The sequence below is a fragment of the Rhizobium sp. AG207R genome, assembly GCF_027109195.1.
In the GTDB taxonomy this organism is placed as follows: domain Bacteria; phylum Pseudomonadota; class Alphaproteobacteria; order Rhizobiales; family Rhizobiaceae; genus Rhizobium; species Rhizobium dioscoreae.
The window spans coordinates 115,465-131,019 of record NZ_JAEPVT010000009.1 but is presented as its reverse complement, the minus strand read 5'-3'; the positions used below and the strand labels follow the sequence as shown (position 1 = coordinate 131,019).

The window sequence follows — 15,555 nt, the reverse complement described above, 5'->3', positions numbered from 1 at the left end:
TCAGCTCTTGCCGCGATTCGGCGATGAAAGCGCGCGATCGCTATCGGCAGCAATGAAATCGAGAATTTCCATCACTTCCTTGCAATCGGCATATTCCTCGCGGATAGCCGCTGCATTGTCGCGGATGGAACCTTCGCCTTCGAAGATGCTCTTGTAGGCGCGGCGAACGCGGTGGATGACGGCACGATCAATCCCTGCGCGGCTCATCCCGACGACATTCAGCCCGGAGAGCACGCCCGGATTTCCGTTCAGCATGCCATAGGGAATGACATCGTAGCTCGCAGCCGTAAGACCACCAATGAAGGCCTGGCGGCCGATACGGGTGAACTGGTGCACCGCGCAGCCGCCGCCAAGAATGGCGCGATCTTCGATGGTGACATGTCCGGCCAACATGACGTTATTCGACATGATGACATTGTTTCCGACGCGGCAGTCGTGAGCGACATGCGAGTTGGCAAGGAACAGGTTGTTGTTGCCGACAATCGTCCTGCCGCCGTAATCGGCCGTACCGGTATTGATCGTCACGCCTTCGCGGATCGTGCAGTTCTCGCCGACATCAAGCGTCGTTTCCTCGCCGTGATGATGGACGCTCTGCGGATCGCCACCGACAACAGCCATCGGAAAGATCTTCGTTCCCTTGCCGATTGTCGTACGACCGGTCACAACGGCATTATTGAGCAACTGAATATCGTCATGCAGCACGACCTTGGGACCGACATAGCAGAACGGGCCGACAACAACATTCTCGCCGATGACCGCGCCGTCTTCGACAACCGCCAGCTTATGAATGCGGGCGCTCTTTGCGATGCTGCTCATGCCTGTTCCTGATCCTTCCGTACGATCATCGCACCGATATCGGCCTCGGCGACCAGAGAACCGTCGACCTTGGCATCGCAATGGAACTTCCAGATGGTCCCACGCTGCTTCTGCTTGACGACGTGGAATTCGACACGGTCGCCCGGAACGACCGGCCTGCGGAAGCGGGCGTTGTCGATCGTCATGAAGTAAACGAGGTTACCGCCGATGCCGTCCTTGCGGGCGCAGATCGCGCCGGCTGTCTGCGCCATTCCCTCGATGAGCAACACGCCCGGCATGATCGGCGATTCCGGGAAATGTCCGGTGAATTGCGGCTCGTTCGCCGTCACGTTCTTGATGCCGATCGCGGAATTATCGCTATCGATCTCGATGATCTTGTCGACCATCAAGAAGGGGTAGCGATGCGGCAAAAGTTTCATAATTTCAATGATGTCAGCCGACGACAGCGACGTCTTGGCTTCCTCAGTCATGCTCCGCACTCCCGTCTTTCTTGTCTCTGGCTCCTGACCGCTTCGCGATCTCCGCCGATTCCCTTAGAAAATCCCATAGCGGCCGCGCAGGTAGACCCGCATAGCGCTCGCCCGCCGGGATGCTGTTCATCACGCCGCTCTTGGCACCGATCTGCACGCCGTCGCCAATGTGGATATGCCCGTTGAGGCCCGCCTGCCCGCCGATCTGCACGCCATCGCCGATCACCGTGCTGCCGGCAATGCCGACCTGGCTGACGATAGCACAATGGCGACCGATGCGGACGTTATGTCCGATCTGGACCTGATTGTCGATCTTCGTACCTTCGCCGATCACGGTATCATCCATGGTGCCGCGATCGATCGTTGTATTGGCGCCGATCTCGACATTGTCCTGGATGATCACGCGGCCGATCTGCACGATCTTGACCATGCCGCGCGGTCCCGGCGCATAGCCAAAACCGTCCTGGCCGATGCGCGTGCCATTGTGGATGATGACGCCATTGCCGAGATAGGCACAGAGCACACTCGCACCGCCGCCGATGCTGCAATTACGCCCAATCTTGACACCCGGCCCGATGAGGGCATTAGGGCCGATATAGGTCCCCTCGCCGATCTCCGCACCAGGGCCGACGATCGCACCGGGCTCGATGCCGATATTGGCCTCTAGCTTAGCGGTCGCATCGATGGTCGCAGCGGGGGAAATCACGAGCGGATTCGCCGTGAACGTAACCGGCCGCATGGCTTGAGGATGCAGCAGCGCACCGGCAATGGCGAAATCCGTATGCGGCTTCTTCGACAGAAGTACCGGGATGTGATCGGGAACGAAAGACTTCAGCGCCGGAAGGCAAATGATGGCTGAAGCCTTGCAAGTCTCCAGCTCGGCGCGATTCTTTCGGGAAAGGATATAACAAACGTCACCCTCGCCTGCCCGATAGACGGGAGCGATAGATCTGATGACGACCTCCGAAGAGGTCGTATCAGCCAGTTCCGCCCCAAGATGCTCAGCCAGTTGTTTCAAGCTGACGCCACCATGGGGCGGGAAAAAACCAGTATGTTCCATAAGCACCAGCTCCAGAACGGTGTTCAAGCCCGCAGTTCTGGACTGCCGATATCAGAACTGGTTGGCGATGCCAAACCGGAAATTCTCGGTCTTGTCGTAATCTTCCTTCAAGACCGGCACGGCGTAGTCAACACGGATGACACCGAACGGCGAAGACCAGATCAGACCGGCACCGAGCGATGCACGGATCGAGCTGTCGTTATGAAGCGTATCGCCAAAGAGATTCGCCTTGTTGCCGTAGAGCGTGCCTGCATCAGCGAAGGCTGCGATACGCAGGCCGATATCCTGGGGAACGCCCGGCATCGGCATGCTCGCTTCAGCCGAAGCGGTGAAGTAGGTCGTACCACCGAGCGGATCGCCATGCGACGAACGCGGACCGATACCAGCATTCTCGAAGCCGCGGATTTCACGGCCGCCGAGCGTAAACTGATCGAAGACGTTCAGCTTGCCATTCGTCGGCATCACGTAGCCGGCACCCACCGTCAGCGAGCCGATGATATCGGCTTCATCGCTGATCATCTGGTAGTAACGAGCCTTACCGCTCAACTTGTAGAAGTCAGAATCGCCGCCGAGGCCCGCAAATTCATGCGTGAACTTGGCGATGATGCCTTCACGCGGAAGGTTCTGATCATCAAGTGTGTTGTAGGTGAAGGTCTGCGAAACCGTCGACTGTACCCACGGACCGTTCTCAACAAGGTTGAGATACGGAGCCGAAAGGTTGTTCTGCCAATCGTTCGTGCCGTCGTAAGTCAAGCGCTTGTAGTTGTAGCGCAGTGTCGTTGCCAGGTTCTCGGTAATCGGCGCGGTGACGCGCAGCGAGAAGCCTTCTTCCGAATAGTCGTAGTAATCGTCGCTCGACGTCTGGTTCTTGAAGATATCGAAACCGGCAGCCAGACGATAACCGAGGAAATAAGGCTCAGTGAACGAGATGTTGTAGGTACGATTACCTTCCGTACCGGCACCTGCGGCGAGGCGGATATACTGACCGCGACCGAGGAAGTTCTTTTCTTCAACTGAAGCTTCCAGAAGCAAGCCGCCATTGTTGCCAACGGCGTAACCGGCGCCGATACCGAAGGAGCCCGTCGGCTGGTCTTCGACGTTGACGATGACGACGACGCGGTCCGGAGCACTGCCCTGAGCCGTCGAGATATCGACCTTGGTGAAATAGCCGAGCGCGTCGAGGCGACGCTTCGCACGCGTGATCATTTCCTGGTTGAAGGCATCGCCTTCGTTCAGGTCGAACTCGCGGCGGATGACGTAGTCACGCGTGCGGGTGTTGCCACGGATTTCGATACGCTCGACATAGGCGCGCTCGCCCTGGTCGACCAGATATTCGATGCCGATGGTGTGGCCGGACAGATCGCGGTTACCGCGCGGCGTGATGCGGGCGAACGGATAGCCGGCAGCCGCGACGCGCTTGGAAATGTTCTCGATCGAAGTCTGGATATCCTTGGCGCTGTAGACATCGCCCTTGTGGGTGATGACAAGGCCTTTCAGCTCGTCGGCATTGATACCTTCGACGGTCGAGATGACGTTGATATCGCCGTAAGTATAACGCGGACCTTCGTCGACGTTGAAATTCAGCGTGTATTCGTTGCTCTGCTCGTTCAGCGTCGCATCGGCACTGACGACACGGAAGTCGGCATAACCGTGATTGTAGTAGAACTGACGCAGCTGATCCTGGTCGGCCTGCAGACGTTCGGGGCTGTAGACGTCCTTGCGCGTCAGGAACGACAGGAAGTTGCTCTTTTTCGTGCCGATGACCGAAGCAAGGCGACCGCTGCCATAGGCCTGGTTGCCCGAGAAATTGATTTTGTCGATCTTGGTACGCTCGCCCTCGTTGATGACGAAAGCCACGTTCAGACGACCCGGCGCGACTTCGGCGGTCTGCGTCGTCACCTGCACATCGTTACGACCAATGGATGCATAGGCATCCTTGATGGTCTTGACATCAGCCTGAATGGTCGCCTCGTTATACGGGCCGGCAGCATGTGTCTGGACGATGCCCTGAAGCTTGTCGTCCTTGATCTTGCGGTTGCCGTTGAAGACCACGGCGTTGATGAGCTTGTTTTCGCTGACCGATACAACCAGCGTGCTACCCGAAACGGTAATGTGGACATCAGAGAAATATCCGGTGGCATAGAGCTGCTTCACCGAAGCATCAATGTCACTGGCGGAGAAGCTCTTGCCGGGCTTGATCGTGATATTATCGCGAACGGCTGTCTCGCCGACGCGTCCAGCACCGCGAACGTCAACCCGCTGAATAACAGCTGCTTCAGCGACAGAAGCAGAGGCAAGGGTGATCACACCAGCGCCCGACGCAACAACACCTGCAGACAGCGCTACCGCCGACACTGCGTTCAAAAATTTTGAACCAGCCTTCATTTCACTTCTTACCTTTTTTCAATCGTCCCCAGCCCCGAGCGAACCCGATTCCGGCCACGTGTGTCGTTTTACCCGCTTTTGACATACAAGCAAGGGAGCACGTTAATTTCTGTTTACTTCATTTCAAAGCGTGGCTCATTCGCCACTACGGCTTTGAAACATCGTAAATAAATCGTAATTTTCCTCTCGTCGCCCCACTAGCCTATTCTGGAACTAATATCGTTCCAGGTTGCAAACACCATGAGTGAGAGCACCATCGCAAATCCAATCCGGAAAGCGATATCCTGCGCTCGTGCACCCAGAGGTTTTCCCCTTACGGCTTCAATCGCATAGAACATCAGATGGCCGCCATCAAGTACCGGGACGGGCATCAAATTTAATAACCCTATTGAAACAGAAAGTATGGCGGCGAATTGGAGCACCGCGGCAAAACCCAGAGTTGCCATTTGCCCGGAGAGTTGTGCAACCCGGATCGGCCCGCCGAGCTGATCGGCCTTCATATATCCGCCGATGACGTTGCCGAGATATTCGAAAGTGCCGGAAACGATACTGCCAGTCTGCTTCACACCTTCGGTAAGCGCCTGCAGCGGCCCATAAGCCTCGTAACGCAGCCTGATCGGCTTCTGACCATCGCTGATGCCGATCGTGGCAATCTCCGTCCGTGCGCCGAAGACATCGGTCTCCTCCGACTTTCTCGGCGTCACCGATACGTCACGGGTCTGGCCATTACGCTCGATCGACAGTGCCATGGGCTTGTCGGCATGGGCAGCCGCATAACGCTGCACTTCGCCGACAGAGCCGATCTCCCGTCCATCCACAGAAAGAATGCGGTCACCAAGTTCCAAGCCCGCCGTCTGAGCCGGACTGTCAGCCCCAATCGACGCGATCAACGGATCGATCGGGGCGATGCCGATACTGCCGACATCCTTCTTGTTTCCGGATGCGTCCGTATCCGTCAATGTTGCGGTCACGATCGGCAAATCGCGGATCACGCCATCGCGCTGGATGGTCAGCACGATGCTCTTGCCGGGGCGCTCGGCGATATAACGGCCGATATCGTAATAAGTAGCGGCATTATTGCCATCGACAGCAATCAGACGGTCTCCCGCCTGCACACCGGCCTTTGCCGCGGGTCCGGCCGGTTCCACCGCAGTCACCACCGGATCGACGAGCGCGATACCGATACGACCCATTTCCATCTTGTTGCCGAACTGATCGGTGTCCTCGACCAGTTTCGGAACGATCCGGAAATCGCGATTCTGGCCGTCGCGGTCGACGGTCAGTACTATAGTGCGGCCCGGGCGCAGGCCGACATAGCGCTGCACTTCATCGAAAGTCGTCACCTTGTTGCCATCGACGGCGATCAGGCGGTCGCCTGGCTCGATGCCAGCCTCCGCGGCAGCACCGTCGCGCGTCACCATGGCCACGACCGGATCGGCAACCGTGCGGCCGTAAACGCTGAAAAGGACTGCGAAGATTACAATGGCGAGCAGGAAATTGGCGATCGGTCCGGCCGCAACGGTTGCAGCCCGCTTCCAGAGCCTGGCTCCGGCGAAGGATTGGGCGCGCTCCTCCTCCGTCATCGCCGAGAGCTGATCCACATCGGTCTTGCTGGAGGCGTCCTCGTCGCCGAAGAATCGCACATAACCGCCGAGCGGAATGAGGGAGAGCTTCCAGCGCGTACCGTGTGTATCGGTAAATCCGGCAATCTCCGGCCCGAAGCCGATCGAAAAAGCCATGATGCGAATGCCCGACCAACGACCGACCAGATAGTGGCCCATCTCGTGCACAAAAACGAGCAACGACAGCACAAAGACAAATGTGATGACGTTGTTCGTCAAGAAACCGATGAAGCCAGCCGCGCTACCCATGCAACGATCCTGTTCGTGTTAGAGCGGTTCAGCTTTCACGGAAGCTCCGAACCATTCCATCTTTCTGTTTTCTCGCAATTCCAGACGGAAAACCGCTGCGCACTTTTCCTGGAATTGCTCCAGTATCAGACCCCGAGCAGAACGCCACCCAATGAAAAGGTCTCGCCGCTCATTGTCAGCGTTATTACGATAGCCAACAAAAACGCTGCAAAACAAGCAAAAATTAGTCCATCGACCCGATCCATGACGCCGCCATGTCCGGGAATCAGATGGCTCGAGTCTTTCACACCAAACTTGCGCTTGACGAACGATTCGAACAGGTCACCAATCTGACTGCAGACGGAAAGCACCAGGGCAAGAAGAGGAATCCACAGGTCTTCGGCTGAAAAGAAGCTCCACACGACCGCCGTTCCCGCGATGACGGCCGCGATAGCACCGCCGATGGCGCCCGACCAGGTCTTGCCCGGCGATATGCTCGGCGCAAGCTTCGGCCCCCCGATAGCGCGGCCGACGAAATAGGCAAAGATGTCCGTCGCCCATACCGTGGCAAAGACGAACAGCATCAGCACGAAGCCGCGAAAATCGTCATCACGGATCTCGGCAAGGGCAATTGCCGTCAATCCGGAATAGAATATGCCGCCCGGCAGCCACCAGCTCTTTCCACGTATGGCGACCATGATCGCGGTAACAGCAACGAAGGCGGCCAGAACCTCGATGGAGTAGACGGATTCGCTTAAAGCCGTCGCACCGGCGATCAATACGAGCCCAAGCCAGCCGAGCGCGTTTCCCTGAGGATCGCGGCCATGCAGATCCGATATCGTCGACCATTCATAATAGACGAGCAGACCGATCACGGCGGCCAGCAGACGAAAGCCTGAGCCGCCATACCAGGTGGCAGCAAGAACGATGGCGGCGAGAATGATGCCGGAAATAATGCGCAGCCTGAGTTCGCGGCTCATCAGGACCCCACGGCCGCCGCCTGCTTGGCGGAAAGGCCGCCAAAACGCCGGTCGCGCGCAGCATATTTCTCCAACGCCGAGAAGAAGAGCTCGCGGCTGAAATCGGGCCAGTAGTCCGGCACGAACATGAACTCCGAATAAGCGGCCTGCCAGAGCAGGAAATTCGAGAGCCGCTCTTCGCCGCTCGTGCGAATGATGAGATCCGGATCGGGAATACCGGCCGTGTCGAGACGGGCATCGACCAGGTCCGAAGTAATGTCCTGCGGGCGCAGCCTTCCGGCTTCGACATCCTTGGCAAGACTTACGAAGGCACGCGTGATTTCGTCACGCGAGCCATAGTTGAAGGCAATGATCAGCGTCAGGGCCGTGTTGTTCCTAGTGGTCTCCTCTGCCTCGAGCAGCAAGGGCAGGATATCGCCACGCAGGCCGCTGCGATCGCCGATGACGCGGATGCGCACATTCTGGCGATGAAGCTCGGCAAGGTCCCTCCGGATGAAGGCCTTGAGGAGGCCGAGGAGATCGCTCACCTCCGCCTCGGGCCGGCGCCAGTTCTCCGAGGAGAAGGCGAACAGCGTCAGATATTTTATGCCGATATCGCCGGCAGCCCGCACCGTCTCCCGAACCGCCTCCACGCCCTTGCGGTGGCCCATGGTGCGCGGCAGACCGCGCGCATTGGCCCAGCGTCCGTTGCCATCCATGATGATGGCAACGTGTTCAGGTACGACAGAGAACGTAGGAGCTGACATATGGGTCCGGTTTCGTTCGGCGGAAAGATGCTCTGGCCTCATAATCTAGGGCGCAGCCACCGCTTTCAATATTGCGAAAATCGAAAGCGCGACACTCCCCAGCATGCGATCAGACGTGCATGATTTCCTTTTCTTTGTCGGCTAGCAAGCGGTCGATTTCCGAAATCGTCTCATCCGTCATCTTCTGCACACGTTCAGAGAGAGAGCGGCTCTCGTCCTGACCGATTACGCCATCCTTTTCGGCCTTTTTGAGGCCATCCATGCCATCACGGCGCACGTGGCGAATCGCCACCTTCGCCTTTTCGGCATATTCATGCGCGACCTTCACCAGCGAACGGCGACGCTCTTCGTTGAGTTCCGGCAGCGGGATGCGCAGGTTCTGGCCATCGACGATCGGATTGAGGCCGAGATTGGATTCGCGGATGGCGCGCTCGACAGCGCTGACCATCGATTTGTCCCACACCGACACAGTCAGCATGCGCGGCTCCGGCACGGTGATATTGGCCACCTGGTTCAGCGGCATGCGCGAGCCGTAGGCTTCGATCGTCACAGGATCGAGGATGTTGGCGGATGCGCGCCCGGTGCGCAGTGAGGCTATGTCGCTCTTGAATGCCGCAATGGCGCCATCCATGCGGCGCTTCAGTTCCTTGAGATCGCTGGCTTCACTCATGTCTATACTCCCCTGTAATGAGGCGACACCGGGGCTGACCCGGCGTCACAGGAATGTCAGTTGTCTGATACGATGGTCTTGCGGCCGCCGCCGGTCAAGATTTCCGCAAAGCCGCCCTTCTCGTGTATGGAGAAGACGACGATCGGAATGGAGTTTTCGCGTGCAAGCGCCACGGCGGCGACGTCCATGACGGCCAGCCCCTTTTCGAGCACCTGACTATGGGTCAGATGATCGAAGCGTTCGGCATCGGGGAACTTCTTCGGATCGGCGGAATAGATGCCATCGACCTGCGTTCCCTTAAAGATCGCTTCAGCGCCCATTTCGGCGGCACGCAGCGCAGCTGCAGAATCCGTCGTGAAAAACGGATTGCCGGTGCCACCGGCGAAGATGACCACGCGGCCGAGCGAGAGGTGGTAGAGCGTGGCGCGTTGCGAGAAGCTTTCGCAGATTTCCGGCATGGAGATGGCCGAGAGCACGACGGTATCGATATTGAGCTTGCGCAGCGAGGTCGCCAGCGCCAGCGCATTGATGACGGTGCCCAGCATGCCCATATGGTCGCCGGTCACGCGGTCACCGCCCTTGGAAGCCACGGCTACCCCGCGGAAGATATTGCCGCCGCCGACTACGACGCCGACTTCGACACCCATGGCGCGCGCCTGTGCGATATCACCGGCAATCCGGTCGGCGACGGTGACATCGATACCAAAACCCTGGCTGCCCATCAGAGCTTCACCAGAGGCCTTGAGCAACACGCGCTTGTAGATCGGCTGGGACATCGTAGCTCCTTGAAGTGATCACCGGGGGAATGATTGTGAAAGCCGGATACACGAAGGGCACCGCGTTGTCACGCGATGCCCATACGTTTTCCCTGATATGGTTTCACCAAACCGAGATATGTCTCTTTTCGACCGTGCTTTTCCGCACCTCTTCAAATTGCGGAAAAGCCCTATCGTTTTGTTTCCTTACGCATTCCGAACGGAAAACCGCTACGCAATTTTCCTGGAAATCCTCAGATCAGCCTTTGGCGACAGCCGCAACTTCTGCGGCGAAGTCACTTTCTTCCTTCTCGACGCCTTCGCCGAGCAGCAGGCGGGCCATGCCGGTGATTTCGATCGGGGCGCCGGCGGTCTTTTCAGCTTCCTTGAGGGCAGCACCGACCGTCAGGTCCGGATTGATGACGAAAGCCTGCGAGAGAAGAGCGACTTCCTCGAAGAACTTGCGCATACGGCCTTCGACCATCTTTTCGATGATGGCTTCCGGCTTGCCGGATTCGCGGGACTGTTCGATGAAGACGTTGCGTTCGCGCTCGGCGACGGCTGCGTCGACTTCTTCGGCGCGGATAGCCAGCGGGTTCGTAGCAGCGATGTGCATGGCGATCTGGCGGCCGATCGAGGTCAGAACAGCCTTGTCACCGACCGACTTCAGGGCGACCAGAACGCCGAGCTTGCCGATACCGTCGCCAGCAGCGTTATGGATGTAGGTCGCCACAACGCCATGCTCGACTTCCAGCTTGGCGGCACGACGGAGCGTCATGTTCTCGCCGATGGTAGCAATCGCGTCCTTGATGGCGTCGGCGACCGGCTTGCCGGATGCGGGATAGGTCGCAGCCGAAATGGCTTCAACGGTACCGTCGGTGGACAGCGCAACTTCGGCAATGCCGCGAGCGAGGTCCTGGAAGGCATCGTTACGGGCAACGAAGTCGGTTTCGGAGTTGAGCTCGACAACAACGGCCTTGTGACCAGCGCCGGCAATGGCGATCAGGCCTTCAGCGGCGGTGCGGCCGGACTTCTTGTCGGCCTTGGAGATGCCCTTGGCGCGCAGCCAGTCGATCGCGGCTTCGATATCGCCGTTCGTCTCGGTCAGCGCCTTCTTGCAGTCCATCATGCCTGCGCCAGACTTTTCGCGCAGTTCTTTCACCAGTGCAGCCGTAATCTCGGTCATAAGCTTCCTCTTGTCGGTTCATACGGTGCGGCAAACGGCTTGAGCCGAAGCGGCACCGATTTGAGGGACGAAATGTACCCGTAAGTATGACAGCGTTATGAAACCGCGTCATACTGTGGAATTCTTGATTGGAACATGCCTGGATTTTCCGCCCAGGCGAGGCGTTATCAAAAACGCGATAAGGCCGCTCGAACTTCTTGAAGTCGCAAACGGCCTTATCCCGGATATCAATGCGCTTGGGCGGGCAATCTTCTGCCCGCCACTTGGCGCGATCAGGCTTCGGTGCCGTCCGCCAGGGTCGGCTCGACCGGAGCTTCTTCGGAAGCGCCGAGGTCACGGCCCGATGCGCTCTGCTGGCGAGCGATACCGTCGATGGCAGCACGCGAGATCAGGTCGCAGTAAAGAGCGATGGCGCGCGAGGCGTCGTCGTTGCCCGGGATCGGATAGTCGATCAGGTCCGGATCGCAGTTCGAGTCGATGATGGCGACGACCGGGATGCCGAGGCGCTTGGCTTCGTCGATTGCGATCTTTTCCTTGTTGGTGTCGATGATGAACATCAGGTCCGGCGTGCCGCCCATGTCCTTGATACCGCCGAGGGCCTTGTCGAGCTTTTCGCGCTCGCGCTCGAGGTTCAGACGCTCCTTCTTGGTGAAGCCCTGGGCTTCGCCGGAGAGGATTTCGTCGAGCTTGCGCAGGCGCTGGATCGAGTTGGAGATCGTCTTCCAGTTAGTCATCATGCCGCCGAGCCAGCGGGCGTTGACGTAGTACTGAGCCGAACGCTTCGCGCTGTCGGCGATCAGTTCGGACGCCTGGCGCTTGGTGCCGACGAACAGGACGCGGCCGCCGCGAGCAACGGTGTCGCTGACAACCTGCAGAGCGCGGCTCAGCATCGGAACCGTCTGGGCGAGGTCGATGATGTGGATGTTGTTACGATCGCCGAAAATGTACGGCTTCATCTTCGGGTTCCAGCGGTGCGTCTGGTGACCGAAGTGAACACCTGCTTCGAGAAGCTGGCGCATAGAAAAATCGGGCAATGCCATGCCTTTGTATCCTTTTCCGGTTGAACCTCCGCAAGGCGAACAGCATCCTCTTCGAGAATGCCACCGGGCGGAAAAATCCGGATTTCTCCCGGACAATCCCATGCCTTACGTGTGGAATGCGGGTGCCCATACCTGCGATTCGCTTGCAATGCAAGGCTTTTGGATCAAAAAAGCAATCTCGCCATGCCCTCAGCTGGCCAATTTATCAAGAAGCGCCAGCATGACATTGGCATCCGGCATAGGCAATACGGCATCGATCTCGGCCGGCAGCAGGCCGGCGATGGCATTGTCGGCATCGCCGGTCGCGGTGCCGAGCGGTCCGCGGAAACCGTGCCTGGTCCAGGCGAGCTCCTGCAATCGCGGGCTGACGAGAGCTTCGATCATGCGATCGACCTGTTCGTCGATCGCGATCAACGGATGCGCGGAATAGACGGTTGGATGCGGATAGAGCACGACGGGCTTGGCGCTGTTGCTCGCCTGAACTCTCTTCCAACGCTGCGGATCGGCGATGATCCATTCCACCAGCTGATTCTCATAGCCGACGATCATCGGTTCGCCGCCAATGCCGCCCGCGAGATACTGTTCGAACAACTTGCCCGACGAAGACGACTTGAAACCCATGTTGCGGAAGATCGCCTGGGCCTTGTCCCCGAACTGCGCCAGAGCGTCCGGGCCTGCGACGTTGCCGCTCAGGAGGCTGAGCACCAGGCCGGAAAACATGAAGCCGGAATTGGAGCGATTCGGATCGGTCGACACGATTCGGGCCTGGCCATAGAGCGAGTTGACACCGAGCTTCGACCAGTTCGTGCCGGCAAGCACGGCATCCAGCAGCGCCTTGAGATCAAGCTGGTGCTGCCCCTCCGGCGTCGTGTTGACGAGCCCCGCCTTGGTCAATCCATCGACGACCGGCTGCCAGGAATAGACGACGACGGGCGTGTTGAGGATGACGCGGTCGTTGCGGATCTTAATGCTATTCTGCCGGGCGATATCGACCATGATCGACGAGGATGGCCAGAGGAAGGCGGGATTCTGCGACAGAAGCGCCTGCTCCCGCACCATTTCCACGGAGCCTGCGACGCGGCTGTTGATCTCAAGGCCATGACTGTGCAGTGCCGATACCACGTCGGCATCGGCAAGGAATGCCTCCTTCTCGCCGCCGATGAAGCCGAAGAGCTTGCTGCTGTTGCCGAGCAGCCCCTGCAGCTCCGGCCTGTCCTTGACGGCGAAATAGCCTCCGGTCCCTGCGACACCGGCGGCAAGAAGCCCTACTCCAAAAGCGCGGCGAGAAATGGCCATCAGCGTCCTATATCCTCTTTGAGTGAGGCCTGTATGAGGCGCAGCTCCGTATCAAGCGTATCGAGCCTGTCTTCGATCAGGCTGTCGGAATAGTGTACGAAAGCATCTTCCAGTTTGGTCAGAACGAGACCGACCTCCTGAAGGCGCGCAACATCCGGCTGGCGTTTCGCTTCGATGACGGCAAAGCCCTCCGCCACCTCCGCGGCCCGCGGCAGATAGTAGCTGAGGAACCGCCTGACGGTGCCGGCGCTTTCCGGATTGGCTTCCACCTTCGCAAAGACGTCCGCGGCGATCTCCGCCAGATGCCGCACCCGTTTTGCCACATCCTTGCTGCCGATCTGGTTGGCCGATGCTTCCAGCCTTTCGGCCGCGGGAGCAGCCGTGCTCAACAGGTCGCGGGCGAACTCCAGACGCCCCCTGCCGATCGCCTTCGCATCCAGCCCCTCGAACATGCGCTTAGGTGCAAGGACGAAAATCAGGCCGACGAAGACCAAAAGACCGATGATGGCGGCAATCCATATCGGCATGCCGGCAAGAAAGCTGAGCACGGGAACGACGATCGCGGCGGCAAGCCCCGCCACGATCCAATTCCAGTCATTGCCGAACCAATTGCGCATTATCGTCCTAGAGCAATTCCAGCAAAAGCGCGAAGCGGTTTGGCTGGAATTGCGTGAAAAGAAAGAGATAGAGCATTTCTGTGACTCCGGTCAGAACAGAAATGCTCTAGTTATAGCCGCGCACCGCCCGGAATGCGCTGACCAGATCACCACGGCCCTCGAAGACGCGCGCCGAGGTCTCCTGCGCGAGGGCATCGAGCTGCCGCTTGTCGGCATCGCCGAAGGTGATGCCGAACACTGGCACATGCGGGCTTACAGATGCCCAGCGGCTCATGAAATAGCCATTGCCATCATCGGATTTTCCATCCGTCATGATGACGATCGCGGGCAAGTAGGATGACAGCTCTTGCGTCGACTTCATCCAGTCGAGCGCCTTGCTCGCACAGGCATACATATCAGTACCTCCACCCGCATGCTGACGCGAGACCCTTTCGACCAACATCTTTTGCTGATCGGGCCTCCCGGTCGCCTCGATCGTGGTGCGCACATTGGCGTCAAAGGGAATGACCAGGATGCGATCGGCTGGCGTCCATTGCGCCAGGACCTTGCCTGTTTCTTCCGGGTTGAACAGGAATTGCATGGCCGCCTGAAGCTGTTCTTCGCCCTTGCCCGCCATCGAGCCGGAAAAATCGAGGCAGAGAGCCGTCAGCGAAGGCTTGCGCAGCGCCACCTGATAAAGATCAAGCGCCTGGCGGATCATGGCAGGCTCCGGCATGCGGATGGCCGTCACGATCCGGGTCGGATCGAAATTCCAAGTCAGGTCCGGCTTGGCGGCAATATCGGAGAGCGGGATGCGGCGACCCGTATCGGCAATGCGTTTCTGCACTGGCGCGGAACGCAGATAGTCGACGAGCTGGTTGAAGAAGGTCTCGAGCTCCTGCCCTCGCCCATGATCGACAAAGCCGATAGGCGAATCGGCGACGACGACGCCATCGGCGGGGTAGATGGCATAGAGTGGCTCCTTGCCCATGCCGGCAAGCTTGTCATTGGTTTCCTTCAGAATCGCTTCGTAATTCCACATGGCGTCGTAAAGCACACCCTTGCCGGCGGAGTCGGTATAGAGATCTGCAAGCCAGCCCGACGAGCCCGAAGAACGCTCCACACCGCCAAGCAGCGCGCGAACCGTGCTCTGGACATCCGGCTTGTCGAGATCGCCCGGCTCTATCACCGGTTTGTTGCCGAGCGCACTCGACAGCATGGCAAGATAGGCACTGGCGCCGGAATTGGATTGCGTGGCCGATGTCATGAGAAACTTCAGCGAACCGCTTTTCACTGCCGCCAGTATGTCCTTCATATAGACCGGCTTGCCGACCCAGCCGAGCGCCTCGGCTTTGGATTTGCGCACGCCGAGAATAACAGGCATCTGCGCGACCGATGTCAGCGACTTCACGCGACGCTTGGTGTCGAACATATCGACCCAGACGCTCGACGCCGGCCAGACGGCATCCTGTTCGACGCCCTGTTCGCTCTGGAGTGCCAGACCGATATCCAGCGTACCCTCATAGCTGAAGCTGCAAGTCGCCTTCTTCTCCTTGCAGAACTCTTCGACGATCGGCTGCAGGACGGTGTTTTCAGAACCGGAAATGATCGAGAATTTCGAGACCTGCTCGCCGACATTGCAGCTGCTCAACAGGAGTGTGCCTGCCAGCGTCAGCGCGGTAGCAAAAGTGCGGATTGCCATGGG

General features: G+C 58.8%; 14 protein-coding genes. All 14 read right to left on the bottom strand.

Features of this window, described 5'->3' with window-relative positions; translation table 11 throughout:
- Nucleotides 1-816 carry an acyl-ACP--UDP-N-acetylglucosamine O-acyltransferase gene (gene lpxA / locus JJQ51_RS21870; RefSeq protein WP_113352589.1) on the bottom strand — a complete coding sequence of 272 codons (816 nt, stop codon included), beginning with the start codon at nt 814-816 and terminating at the stop codon, nt 1-3.
- A complete protein-coding gene (fabZ, locus tag JJQ51_RS21865) occupies nt 813-1,286 on the bottom strand; it encodes a 3-hydroxyacyl-ACP dehydratase FabZ (protein WP_069612095.1) in 474 nt (157 codons plus the stop codon). The genes lpxA and fabZ overlap by 4 nt, the downstream gene beginning before the upstream one ends.
- Complete coding sequence (gene lpxD, locus JJQ51_RS21860) at nt 1,279-2,346, bottom strand: UDP-3-O-(3-hydroxymyristoyl)glucosamine N-acyltransferase (RefSeq protein WP_113352590.1); 1,068 nt, start codon at nt 2,344-2,346, stop codon at nt 1,279-1,281. The genes fabZ and lpxD overlap by 8 nt, the downstream gene beginning before the upstream one ends.
- 51 nt (nt 2,347-2,397) lie before the next feature.
- Nucleotides 2,398-4,731, bottom strand: a complete 2,334-nt coding sequence (bamA, locus tag JJQ51_RS21855; RefSeq protein WP_113352591.1) for an outer membrane protein assembly factor BamA — start codon at nt 4,729-4,731, stop codon at nt 2,398-2,400.
- A 197-nt stretch (nt 4,732-4,928) separates the two neighbouring features.
- The gene (gene rseP / locus JJQ51_RS21850) at nt 4,929-6,602 is read right to left on the bottom strand and encodes an RIP metalloprotease RseP (protein ID WP_113352592.1); all 1,674 of its coding nucleotides are present in this window, start codon (nt 6,600-6,602) and stop codon (nt 4,929-4,931) included.
- Nucleotides 6,603-6,727: 125 nt separating this feature from the next.
- Entirely contained in the window at nt 6,728-7,561 is an 834-nt protein-coding gene (locus tag JJQ51_RS21845) for a phosphatidate cytidylyltransferase (RefSeq protein WP_113352593.1), read from the bottom strand.
- Nucleotides 7,561-8,349 (bottom strand): isoprenyl transferase, encoded by a 789-nt coding sequence (locus tag JJQ51_RS21840; RefSeq protein ID WP_267904002.1) that lies wholly within the window; start codon nt 8,347-8,349, stop codon nt 7,561-7,563. The genes JJQ51_RS21845 and JJQ51_RS21840 overlap by 1 nt, the downstream gene beginning before the upstream one ends.
- Nucleotides 8,350-8,416: 67 nt before the next feature.
- Complete coding sequence (gene frr / locus JJQ51_RS21835; protein WP_095434804.1) at nt 8,417-8,977, bottom strand: ribosome recycling factor; 561 nt, start codon at nt 8,975-8,977, stop codon at nt 8,417-8,419.
- 56 nt (nt 8,978-9,033) lie between these two features.
- Nucleotides 9,034-9,753, bottom strand: coding sequence for a UMP kinase (gene pyrH, locus JJQ51_RS21830; RefSeq protein ID WP_069612088.1), 720 nt, complete (start codon nt 9,751-9,753; stop codon nt 9,034-9,036).
- Nucleotides 9,754-9,991: 238 nt separating this feature from the next.
- A complete protein-coding gene (gene tsf / locus JJQ51_RS21825) occupies nt 9,992-10,918 on the bottom strand; it encodes a translation elongation factor Ts (protein ID WP_069612087.1) in 927 nt (308 codons plus the stop codon).
- A 272-nt stretch (nt 10,919-11,190) separates the two neighbouring features.
- Complete coding sequence (gene rpsB / locus JJQ51_RS21820; protein ID WP_047633284.1) at nt 11,191-11,958, bottom strand: 30S ribosomal protein S2; 768 nt, start codon at nt 11,956-11,958, stop codon at nt 11,191-11,193.
- 189 nt (nt 11,959-12,147) lie between these two features.
- The gene (locus tag JJQ51_RS21815) at nt 12,148-13,254 is read right to left on the bottom strand and encodes a substrate-binding domain-containing protein (protein ID WP_113352595.1); all 1,107 of its coding nucleotides are present in this window, start codon (nt 13,252-13,254) and stop codon (nt 12,148-12,150) included.
- Nucleotides 13,254-13,871, bottom strand: a complete 618-nt coding sequence (locus tag JJQ51_RS21810) for a 5-bromo-4-chloroindolyl phosphate hydrolysis family protein (protein WP_113352596.1) — start codon at nt 13,869-13,871, stop codon at nt 13,254-13,256. Before JJQ51_RS21810 ends, JJQ51_RS21815 begins: the two co-directional genes overlap by 1 nt.
- Nucleotides 13,872-13,977: 106 nt before the next feature.
- Complete coding sequence (locus JJQ51_RS21805; RefSeq protein WP_269245327.1) at nt 13,978-15,552, bottom strand: VWA domain-containing protein; 1,575 nt, start codon at nt 15,550-15,552, stop codon at nt 13,978-13,980.
- Between the last annotated feature and the right edge of the window lie 3 nt (nt 15,553-15,555).

Bases quoted from the DNA above. Each gene is read 5' to 3' on its own strand.
- lpxA (WP_113352589.1), bottom strand. From the start codon at position 816: ATGAGCAGCATCGCAAAGAGCGCCCGCATTCATAAGCTGGCGGTTGTC.
- fabZ (WP_069612095.1), bottom strand. From the start codon at position 1,286: ATGACTGAGGAAGCCAAGACGTCGCTGTCGTCGGCTGACATCATTGAA.
- lpxD (WP_113352590.1), bottom strand. From the start codon at position 2,346: ATGGAACATACTGGTTTTTTCCCGCCCCATGGTGGCGTCAGCTTGAAA.
- bamA (WP_113352591.1), bottom strand. From the start codon at position 4,731: ATGAAGGCTGGTTCAAAATTTTTGAACGCAGTGTCGGCGGTAGCGCTG.
- rseP (WP_113352592.1), bottom strand. From the start codon at position 6,602: ATGGGTAGCGCGGCTGGCTTCATCGGTTTCTTGACGAACAACGTCATC.
- JJQ51_RS21845 (WP_113352593.1), bottom strand. From the start codon at position 7,561: ATGAGCCGCGAACTCAGGCTGCGCATTATTTCCGGCATCATTCTCGCC.
- JJQ51_RS21840 (WP_267904002.1), bottom strand. From the start codon at position 8,349: ATGAGGCCAGAGCATCTTTCCGCCGAACGAAACCGGACCCATATGTCA.
- frr (WP_095434804.1), bottom strand. From the start codon at position 8,977: ATGAGTGAAGCCAGCGATCTCAAGGAACTGAAGCGCCGCATGGATGGC.
- pyrH (WP_069612088.1), bottom strand. From the start codon at position 9,753: ATGTCCCAGCCGATCTACAAGCGCGTGTTGCTCAAGGCCTCTGGTGAA.
- tsf (WP_069612087.1), bottom strand. From the start codon at position 10,918: ATGACCGAGATTACGGCTGCACTGGTGAAAGAACTGCGCGAAAAGTCT.
- rpsB (WP_047633284.1), bottom strand. From the start codon at position 11,958: ATGGCATTGCCCGATTTTTCTATGCGCCAGCTTCTCGAAGCAGGTGTT.
- JJQ51_RS21815 (WP_113352595.1), bottom strand. From the start codon at position 13,254: ATGGCCATTTCTCGCCGCGCTTTTGGAGTAGGGCTTCTTGCCGCCGGT.
- JJQ51_RS21810 (WP_113352596.1), bottom strand. From the start codon at position 13,871: ATGCGCAATTGGTTCGGCAATGACTGGAATTGGATCGTGGCGGGGCTT.
- JJQ51_RS21805 (WP_269245327.1), bottom strand. From the start codon at position 15,552: ATGGCAATCCGCACTTTTGCTACCGCGCTGACGCTGGCAGGCACACTC.